This window comes from Nostoc cf. edaphicum LEGE 07299, assembly GCF_015207245.1.
Classification (GTDB): Bacteria; Cyanobacteriota; Cyanobacteriia; order Cyanobacteriales; family Nostocaceae; genus Nostoc; species Nostoc edaphicum_B.
Genome location: NZ_JADEXF010000037.1, coordinates 1 through 10,436 on the forward strand (window position 1 = coordinate 1; position 10,436 = coordinate 10,436).

General features: G+C 42.9%; 8 protein-coding genes. 6 read left to right on the forward strand and 2 right to left on the reverse strand.

Translation table 11 applies throughout. The annotated features are described in order from the left end of the window. The first annotated feature begins 225 nt into the window (after positions 1–225). The 3 genes from IQ229_RS01995 (at position 226) to IQ229_RS02005 (ending at position 6,108) form a co-directional block, all read left to right on the forward strand. Positions 226–1,812, forward strand: a complete 1,587-nt coding sequence (locus tag IQ229_RS01995; protein ID WP_228013020.1) for an ATP-binding response regulator — start codon at positions 226–228, stop codon at positions 1,810–1,812. Further along, on the forward strand, positions 1,805–3,778 hold the full coding sequence (locus tag IQ229_RS02000; RefSeq protein WP_194040805.1) for a hybrid sensor histidine kinase/response regulator: 1,974 nt from the start codon (positions 1,805–1,807) through the stop codon (positions 3,776–3,778). The genes IQ229_RS01995 and IQ229_RS02000 overlap by 8 nt, the downstream gene beginning before the upstream one ends. A gap of 818 nt (positions 3,779–4,596) precedes the next feature. Further along, positions 4,597–6,108 (forward strand): BamA/TamA family outer membrane protein, encoded by a 1,512-nt coding sequence (locus IQ229_RS02005; RefSeq protein ID WP_194040807.1) that lies wholly within the window; start codon positions 4,597–4,599, stop codon positions 6,106–6,108. A 105-nt stretch (positions 6,109–6,213) separates the two neighbouring features. Here the strand turns inward: IQ229_RS02005 and IQ229_RS02010 are convergent, their stop codons facing one another. Both IQ229_RS02010 and IQ229_RS02015 read right to left on the reverse strand, forming a co-directional pair. Further along, positions 6,214–6,891, reverse strand: a complete 678-nt coding sequence (locus tag IQ229_RS02010; protein WP_194040809.1) for a hypothetical protein — start codon at positions 6,889–6,891, stop codon at positions 6,214–6,216. A 680-nt stretch (positions 6,892–7,571) separates the two neighbouring features. Continuing rightward, positions 7,572–8,252, reverse strand: coding sequence for a LuxR C-terminal-related transcriptional regulator (locus IQ229_RS02015; protein ID WP_194040811.1), 681 nt, complete (start codon positions 8,250–8,252; stop codon positions 7,572–7,574). A gap of 100 nt (positions 8,253–8,352) precedes the next feature. On the opposite strand from IQ229_RS02015, the gene IQ229_RS02020 reads away from it, so the two are divergent. From IQ229_RS02020 to IQ229_RS02030, 3 genes are all read left to right on the forward strand, one after another. Continuing rightward, positions 8,353–9,009, forward strand: a complete 657-nt coding sequence (locus tag IQ229_RS02020) for a DUF3386 domain-containing protein (protein ID WP_194040812.1) — start codon at positions 8,353–8,355, stop codon at positions 9,007–9,009. A gap of 161 nt (positions 9,010–9,170) precedes the next feature. After that, a complete protein-coding gene (locus IQ229_RS02025; RefSeq protein ID WP_194040814.1) occupies positions 9,171–9,680 on the forward strand; it encodes a HugZ family pyridoxamine 5'-phosphate oxidase in 510 nt (169 codons plus the stop codon). A 245-nt stretch (positions 9,681–9,925) separates the two neighbouring features. After that, a partial coding sequence (locus tag IQ229_RS02030; protein WP_194040816.1) for an alpha/beta fold hydrolase occupies positions 9,926–10,436 on the forward strand: 511 nt, incomplete at its 3' end.

Here is a 10,436-nt window from a genome sequence, read left to right on the forward strand (position 1 = left end):
GACTACGAATTAGAGCGCTAATATTACCATTAAAAATATCTGCTATGTCATGAGGTTAAAATTAACGCATATAACTAAATGTTTTTGCCTAATTATCAACAGTAAATATCTTAAAGCCTTATTTTTTCGTACAGACTACCTAATTTAGGATGATTGCATTTACGGACTATAGCCTAGCCACATCAAGGCTTTGAACGTTTTCGGAGATGTCTACTGAATCAGGAATTGGAAGATACTAATCGCGGTGTGGTTGCCCTCTATGCAGAACTGGATGAGAAAGCCAGCTCCCTGCAACAAGTAAACGAGCTAAAAACCCGCTTTCTCTCGAACATGAGCCACGAGTTTCGCACGCCGCTCAACTCGATTTTGTCCCTCTCTCGGATGCTGCTAGCCCGGATGGATGGCGATCTAACTGTCGAGCAAGAAAAGCAGGTGACATTCATCCAAAAGGCGGCAAGCGGATTATCAGAACTGGTCAACGACTTGCTGGATTTGGCAAAGGTGGAAGCTGGAAAAATTGAAGTGCATCCCAGTTCCTTTGAAGTTAGTGAATTGTTTGCCACGCTGCGGGGAATGCTGCGCCCATTATTGGTTCAAGGCTCCTCTGTGGCGCTGATTGTCGAGGAACCTGAAGGTATTCCGCCGCTCTATAACGATGAGGGGAAAGTTGCTCAAATTCTCAGAAACTTTGTCTCAAATGCCCTCAAATTTACCGAGCAAGGAGAGGTGCGCGTCAGCGCTGTGCAAACGGGTCATACCGTCACTTTCTCTGTATCTGATACGGGCATCGGCATTGCTCCCGCTGATCGAGAGCGGATTTTTGAGGATTTTATGCAAATTCAGTCCCCTCTGCAAAAGCAGGTGAAGGGAACCGGGTTAGGATTGCCGTTATCGCGCAAGCTAGCGGAGCTAATTGGTGGCAGCATTTCGGTGAAAAGTCAGCCAGGTGAAGGCTCTACCTTTACAGCCTTGATTCCCATCGTCTACCCAGATGCCACCGAATTGACCACCGTACTGCAACCAATTGCATCAGTTGAGCCAACTCGCTTGCCCATTCTGGTGGTTGAAGATCATCCAGAAACCCTATTTATTTACGAAAAGCACCTTCAGCAATCAATCTATCAATTGATTGCTACCCGCACCTTAGCTCAGGCAAGGCTTGCCTTACAAAAACTTCGACCGGCGGCGATTATGCTAGATATTTTGCTGGAGGGGCAAAACGGTTGGACGTTCTTGCGAGAAATCAAAGGGGATGAAATGACCCGTAATATCCCTGTACTGGTTATTACCATCATTGATAACGAAAAACAAGCTCTGGCGCTAGGAGCAGACGGTTTTCTAATTAAGCCGGTAGACAGATTGCCGCTGTTGAACAAACTGAATACGCTAATTACTGAGAACAAGCCTCAAAAAATCTTGTTAATTGATGATGACCCCGCCTATCGGTATCTGGTAAAACAGTTGTTAATAAATACACCGTTGAGGATTTTAGAAGCCGGGAATGGAAAAGAAGGATTAAATTTGGCACAACGAGAGCAGCCAAACGCCATCGTACTGGACTTAGAGATGCCAGAACTCGGCGGGTTTGATGTACTCAAGCAACTTAAGAACAATTCCGTCACTCAGTCGATTCCTGTGATCATCCATTCATCTGCCCAACTGGATGCAGAAGCGCACAGCCAGTTAGCAAAACAAACCATAGCCATTGTTTCCAAAGAAACAGGCTCTCAAACCACGGCGATTGCCCAACTTCAAGATGCGCTCGTCAAAGCCGGACTTGTTCTAGAGGTTTCAGGGAAAAGTCATGTCTGAGCCACGAGTTACGATCCTGCATGTTGATGATAACGAAGCCAATCGTTACGTTGTTACCCGTATCTTGCAAAATGCAGGCTTTAGTGTCGTGGAAGCGGCAACTGGAACGACAGGATTAGAAGCCGTTGCTAACTTTCAGCCTGACTTAATAATTTTAGATGTCCAATTACCAGATATCAACGGCTTTGAAGTCTGTCGCCAAATTAAGGCAAACCCGGAAACGGCTTTTATCCCTGTGCTACACCTTTCTGCAAGTTTTGTCCAAAGCCAGGATAAAGCAGAAGGCTTGGATAGTGGTGCTGATGCTTATCTGGTGCAACCTGTTGAACCAATTGAACTGCTTGCCACTTTGCGATCGCTGCTGCGAATTCGCCGGGCGGAGGAAGCTGCTTTGTCCTCAGCGCGGGACTGGCAAACTACCTTTGACTCCATCAATGACGGCGTATCTCTAGTAGACCGAGAAGGTAGAATTATGCGCTGTAATCGAGCGATGATGCAGCTTTTTTGCAAGCCCTATCACGAAATCTTAGGTTATGCCCACCACGAGCTGATGGGCGCAAAATTGGGAATCGGCGATGGCACTTGTTTTCGCCGTGCGAAAGAAACTCACCAACGGCAAGTTCTCGAATTTCAGTCTCAAGAACGGTGGTTTGCCAAAACCATCGATCCGGTACTTGATGGGGATGGGAATCTTACAGGCGCGGTTTTTATTCTGTCCGATATCACCGAACGTAAACGAGCAGAAGCATTGCTGCAAGAGCAAAACGATCGCCTCAATCAACTGATGATTTCTTTGCAGCAACAGACTGAACAAGCGCAGCAAGCCAACCGCATCAAAGATGAGTTTTTGGCAGTGCTGTCTCATGAATTGCGATCGCCCCTGAATCCGATTCTGGGTTGGGCAACAATTTTGCAAAAAAATCACCAGGATGCAGCTAAAACTCAGTACGCCCTCGAAACCATCGAGCGCAACGCGAAACTGCAAGCACAACTAATCGAAGATTTGCTCGATGTGTCCCGTATTCTCCAAGGTAAGTTGAGTTTAAACACAGTTCCAGTCGGTCTAAATTTTACTATCAAAGCTGCCCTTGAAACCGTGCGGCTTGCTGCTGAAGCTAGATCTATTCAGATTGAAACTATATTTGAACCGAATGTTGGGCCAGTGTTGGGTGATTCTGGTCGTTTGCAACAAGTTGTTTGGAATCTACTTTCTAACGCGATTAAATTTACCTCACAGGGTGGTCGAGTAGAGGTGCGGTTAGAAACAATCAAGGATGAAGCAGATACTCATCCTGTGGAATACACTCAAATCACTGTCAGCGACACTGGTAGGGGCATCTCTGGTGACTTTCTGCCCTACGTCTTTGACTACTTTCGCCAAGCCGATGGGACAACAACGCGAAAATTTGGCGGGTTGGGGTTAGGGTTAGCAATTGTGCGTCATTTGGTTGAATTACACGGCGGAACCGTTCAGGCAGCCAGTCCTGGAGAAGGGCAAGGAGCGGTGTTTACAGTCAAACTGCCACCGATCCCTCCTTCAAAATTGAATCAAGTTAATACTGCCGATCGCGATCGCTCAGACTTGAATCTCAATGGATTGCAAACGCTGCTTGTAGACGATGACAAAGATTCGCGGGAGTTCATTGCCTTTGTGCTAGAACAGTACGGGGCACAAGTAACTGAAGCAGACTCAGCACATGATGCTCTGAGCAATTTGATGCAAGCAAAATTTGATTTGTTAATTAGTGATATTGGTATGCCCGATATGGATGGCTACACACTAATTCGTCAAATTAGAAAGCAGTCACCCGATCAAGGCGGAGAAATCCCAGCGATCGCCGTGACAGCTTATGCGGGAGAAATCGATCGACAACAGGCACTAGCTGCTGGATTTCAACAGCATATTTCTAAACCAATTGAGCTAGAAGTATTAATACAGGCTATTTTGACTATAGTAACGGTCTAGCAACCTGAATTGAATAGAGTTGTCAGGAAATAAGATCAGAAATCCTTGAAACTTTATGCAGCAAGCGTTTTTAGGCTATCTTAACTAAAATGGCTGTCAGCTATGTGTAGCAGTACTTTCAGACATTTTTCTCGTTATTTTCCGACAAGTCTAATGCAGTTAGGTCATTTTCAAAAATACAGCATTTACCAGCGCACCTGCGAAATCTAGAGTTTAACAGTATCTTTACCGATTAAATTTAGTAAATATGTATATTGTTTGACAATTATTTGATTTTGCAAATAACCTGTAGTAATACGACTTAATTTTATAGTGCTACTTACGCACTTATAAAGAATTAAGCTGTAATTGCTACTTGTATTTGCTTAAAACTATTTTTTGATGGAGGTTATACTTGGCTCAGAAGCAATGGAAATCTAGAACAACATCTGTAATTATCACTTTGGCTGCATTAGGAGCTATAAGCCTACCTCAATTAACGAATACAAGAGCGAGTATATCACAAACACTAAAAAGACATAACAGGACTAACTCCCTTGTAATGCTCCTAAATGCGACGGGTAAGCAATAATGACAAATCAATGTCCGCGAAATCACCTGTAATAAGCAGTTTATAGTGGGGGCTTCATTCCCCAAAGCCAGGACTTAAGTCCTGACTACGAACTAACATTTTTGATTCAGCTTGATGAACCGGATATGATATTACGGGGTGAAGACTAGCTATTAGTGACAACTTAAAGCGATATTTTCAAGATAGTCCTGTCCTAATGGGACAATTTAACTGTTCCCAAAATGTGGGTAATGACAAAGCTGTATTTATGCGTATTCAAATAGCTGTAGTTGCGATCGCAGTCATCTTAATAGCTGGAGAAAATCTAGAGGCCGTTGCAGACTCACAAACTTCTACTGAAGATGGCACTAGTAGTATTGTGGCAACAAAACCTACATTACAGATAGAGGGAGAGTATGCAAAATATGGTGACTATATCGGATTAACCCCAGTAGATAACCAGTCTGTAGAGGTTTCTCAGAGAATTGTCAAAGACATCCAGATTCGTTTTGTTAATACCAAAGATCAATTGCTCGATGACAAAGGTCAGCCGATCAAAGGACGTACTCAAAAAGAGTTTATCATTGGTCTGCTGAAACTCAAATCTGGTGAGGTATTTCGTGAAGATTTACTAGAAGCAGACTTGCAACGATTGCGGAGATTAGAGTCATTTAATGAAGTCAATGTTTATCGACAAGAAGAAGTCAACAGCGTTAATCTCATCTATGAAATTAAAGAGCGTGACTTCCCTTCTCTAATCTTAGGAGGCGGTAGTAACGAAGATGTTGGATTATTCGGTCGGTTGGGTTATAAAGATGAAAATATCAGCGGTCTTAACGATAAATTAGATACGACTGTACAAATCAGCGGTAAAGATGTCCAATTTAATGGTCAGTTTACTAGTCGTTATCGTCCTCAAGAACCAAACCGCTTAGGCTACAGCATCAGAGCTTTTCGTAATCGTAATATATCGGGAACCTTCAACGAAGATATCAAATTGTCTAACGGTGACAAAGTACGCGAGGGAAGGTTTGGCGGTTCTGTAGGAGTTTTACGATCTTTTGATCAGTGGGATGCAGCTGTAAGTTTGAACTATACCAGAATTAGCCTACGCGATCGCGACTATAAAGTTGCACAGGTCGATAGTTTAGGGAATCCTTTATCTGTCAGCGGTACTGGTATTGATGATTTATTTACAGTATTATTTTCTGTATCCAAAGATCAACGCGATCGCCGAGAAAATCCGACTCAAGGATCGATTCTCACTCTCAGCACAGAACAAGCAATTCCGATTGGATTGGGTAATATTTCTAGCAACCGCCTACAGGGAGATTATATTCAGTATTTACCAGTCAGTTGGATCGGTAATGGTAGACCAACCGACAATCCAGAAATGTTGGCGATTAACTTCCAAATTGGTACAACTATTGGAGACTTTCCACCAGCTGATGCTTTTAATATTGGCGGACTAGATTCTGTTAGGGGTTACGGTTATGGAAAAGTCGCCAGTGGTCGGAGTTATGGTTTAGCTTCTATAGAATATCGTTTCCCAATTTCTTATTCAATTGGAGGAGTTCTTTTTACTGACTTCGCCTCAGATTTCGGGTCTAGCGAAACCGTGCTAGGAGAACCAGGAGTGCTACGAGATAAACCTGGAAGTGGCTTTGGTTACGGCTTAGGATTGCGCGTCAAGTCATCCTTTGGGCTGATTCGAGGTGATTTAGGAATTAGCGATCGAGGAGAACTTAGATTTGAAGTTACTACAGGTCAGCGATTTTAACGGGTGGCGGAGAAGTTCTAGAGAACTACTGAGGATTACTTAATAACACACTCAGGGCTGCTTGAGTGTGTCTAGTCCAAAAGGACATAATCAAGATATTGGAGATTAATTGCACATTTGTAAGGTGCGGCGATCGCTAGCTGCGATCGAATTTAATCGATAAAAGTCTTGCAGAGCCAGGGAGTAAGCATAAGAATTTGACTCATCCTCACCAACCTTGGGCAGTCTATTGCTTGTAGCTACCTGATTCGATTGATTAGAGTTGGCTTCATTTGACGAAGTATTAACCGTCATCGCCAACTCTCCTGATGGGTTGATTGTACCCTGAAAACAATTAAACTCTGATTGGGGCATATACAAAGCACCCGTTACCTTATTCTGCTGCTTTTGAAATATGATATAACCTTGACCAAGCTGGTCTGGCTTTGGGGATTGACCATAGAGGTAAATCCCATCTTTTACAGGAAAACTTGCTTTTGGTAAAACTCTTGCACTTTTTGTAGTTCCCCCATCGCCTGGAACCAGCGCTGTGATTGTAGGTACTGTTTTATCACCTCCAGAAGCCGCATTCAGTTGACTTCTCTGCTCTCGAACTTTTCTCAGCTGCGACAAAAGAGAGTTTTCGGAGGTTTTCTGAATCCGAGCCGATGATAATCGAGAATCTGTAAATGATATTACTTGAGTCTGCTTGGCTAAAAAGCCTAAACCGAGAAGTAAGCCTAAGCCCGCGAGGGGAATTCCCCACTTTCGGGGAGATAATAACTGATGAAGGTTGTTAAGCACCCTACTTCTCCTGTTAAAAAACTAACTAAGTTCTCTAGAACTTACTTAAATCATAACCAAGTCTTAATTGTCAAAGACTTTATTTACGACTTATATTACTATTGTCCAAAAAAGAAAACTGTCAAAAACAAAAGTTTTTATTGGATTTCGTTCTACAATCTTAGATTACCATCAGTTAGAGTCTTTATAACAGAAGGTAGGAGGCAGGAGGCAGGGGGCAGGAGGTAGAAGGTAAGAGTAAGCCACCTTTAAAAGCATGAGATTAAAGTAAGAAGAATTGTATCTCGCTGCACTTTACTCGATACAATTCTTGTTTTAAAACTGGATTTTATACCCAGAATTAAAGTTTTCATATCATGATCCGGCTAATATAGCGGTTCTCAATTGCGTGAAATACAGACCTAACCCCCAGTCCCTTAAGAGCTAGCGTTGGGAAGTAAGCCTCAAAGCCTCTCTCCTTTTAGGCTACGGTGTACACACAAGTCCTAAAAACCTAGCTTGATAAGATACTTTCCTCGTTTTTCCTCGTTCCCAGTCTCCGACTGGGAATGCATTCATTGAGTCTCTGACTCAATGCCAGACTGGAGGCAGAGCCTCAACGAGGGGTATTCCCATGCTCTGCATGGGAACGAATAGACGAGAGAAAAACCCCTCCCTGGTTGTTGAGCGTAGTCGAAACACTACCCCCTTAAAGAAACTTGTATATCTTGTAGCTTTGCCACCATTTCTGCACGGGCCGAAACCTTCAATTTCCGAAACATCCTCTTTAAAGCTTGTTTGACAGAATTTTGCGTAATCCAAAGTTTTTCTCCGATTTCCGCATTCGTTAACCCCTGCGCCACTAACTCGGCAATTTCTAACTCACGCGCTGTTAAAGGACTAACTAACAGGGAATTGGATATTTTGGGTTTTGTCCGTAGGGTTGCCATTTTTGATGACAAATGAATACATAAAGCGCTCAAGTCAGCTAAATCGTTACCATTAAAGGCAGGATTTCCCTTGTCACGTGCCAAGTTAAGGGTTCCGACAAGACGACCATCGCAAACAATTGGCCCAGTCATCACGTGTTCGTGGTCGGAACGCGAACAAAAATGCTTCCAGTCTCCTGGCGATAATAATAACTGTTCGTGGGCGGGAGCATGACGCTCAACCACGTAGCGCCCCACTGGATTGCTCTCTAAGCATACTGCCGGAATGCCTGGAACATTAATCTCAGTGGTTGGCTGCTCATCAAGGAGATAAATACCCCAATTTTGCACGCCAAAATGCTCGCTAATTCGATCCGTGAGAGCAAGTCTTATCTCTTGCTCATTCTGGACATTAGCGATCGCATGAAATACAGCGTGTAGAGAATTAGTCATAAGTGTACCCAGTTGGGGACTATCCAAGCCTCAACAATTACTTCTATGCTAATACCAAGGAAACTAAAACGCTAATTACAGTAGCGACTAGGAGAAGCACATGACAGTTACACAACTCTCTGCTCAGGAACTTTTCCGGGCTGCTTATGAAAACCGCTATACTTGGGACAAGAATTTCCCTGGTTATACTGCAAATATTACCTATAAGCATGATGATAAAGTGTTTACAGGCAAAGTTATCATCACTGCCAATCTCAAAGCCGAAGTTTTGGATGTAGATGATGAGTCAGCCCAGAAAGCAATTCATGGTCAAGCCTGGGAGATAGCAATTCACCGCGTCCGCCGCAGCTTTGAAGACACCCACAGCGCCAATACCTTTACCTATGGTAAAACTGACGAAACTGGTGCGGTTGAGCTTTTAATGGGTGGTAAGGCTGAAGGCGATAAATACAAAGTCCGCAATAATGAAGTATGCCATGTTCACCGTCTAATCCACGGTACTTACGTTACCATTGACACCTTCAGCAGTCATGACACTGGCGAAGGCTACCTGTCTCACCGCTATGACTCTGTGTACCATGACCCCAAAACTGGGGAACAAAAAGGCGGTAGAAGCGAATTTATTGATGAATATGAAAAAGTTGGTGACTATTTCATCCTAAATCGTCGCGAGATTCGCACCGAAACAGCAGGAGAATTTTCTACTCAGGAATTTATTTTCTCTGACATTAAATTGTTGGAACCTGTTGCTGCTTAAGCTGTATTCTGAAATCGAAAAATTAGCGATCGCTTTTGAGTTAAAGGGGCGATCGCTTTTATTTTTAGGGCATTCCATGCGTAGCTGTAGCCCATCGTAGACATCTCTAAATCACGTTAAGATACTTAATTAGGTGTTCCTAATCAAGCGGTAATCTACTTATGAGTCAACTTGAAAACATTCAAGCTGAGTACGAAAAGTTTCCTGAAGTATTTGAGAGTGTAATTATTAGCACTGTGAGCGCGCAGTCAATACCCAATGCTAGTTATGCTCCTTTTGTAATGGATGATTCCAAGAATATCTACATTTACGTCAGTGGTCTTTCGACTCATACCAAAAATCTCTATGCCAATCCTCATGTTAGTGTCTTGTTTATCGAGGATGAAGCTAAAAGTAATCTAATTTTTGCCCGTCGTCGTTTGAGTTTTGATTGTACGGCAACTTTGATAGAGCGTGAAACTGATAAGTGGAATCAAATTGTTGAGCAATTTCAAGGGCGGTTTGGTGAAATTATCGAGGTTTTGCGCGGCTTGTCTGACTTTCGGATTTTCCGGCTAATTCCAAATGAAGGTCGTTTTGTAGTTGGTTTTGGGGGAGCATATCATATTAGTGGTGATAACCTTCATCAACTTGTTCAAATCACAGGAGATGCCGAGAAAAAGCAAGGGTAAATTTGATGAATTATGAATTGTAAAAATTCAGCACCCAAGAGTCAGAATTTATAATTTAGAAAGAATCAAATGTAATTGATACAGCAAATTTCAAGTTAGTGAGGTACACAATCTAAGTTTGAAAGTCAGGTATAAAGCCTGTTTTACTTTTGAATTCTGCTGTATAACTATTCAGACAAATGTATTTTGAATCCTGAATTAGTTTGACTGTATGTAAATTCAACTAAACTAAACTTTTTAATTTTATGCTTCAGTTTCAACCTCCTGGCTTTGGACATAAAGTTATCCATACATCTTTGGGAGCAATGGTTTACTATACCCAAACGAATGCACCTTGGGCGATTGCTGACACTGAAGATTTACCCCCACTACTATTTCTCCATAACTTCGGTGGGGGAGCGTCTGCTTATGAATGGTCTAAAGTTTACCCGGCTTTTGCCTCCAATTACCACATTTTAGCCCCCGATTTAATCGGCTGGGGAGAATCGGCCCATCCAGTGCGGGATTATAAAATTAGGGATTATCTCAGCACGATCGCAGAGTTTATCATCCAAACTTGTGGTCAGCCGGTAACGGTGGTAGCCTCATCTCTCACAGCTGCTTTTGCTATTCGCCTAGCGATTGTTCAACCCAATTTATTCAAAGCACTGTTTTTGGTTTCCCCTTCTGGATTTGATGATTTTGGGCAGGGTGCTGGACGCAGACTTCCGCTTTCGGTAATCAATGCGCCTGTGTTGGACAATTTTATTTATATGC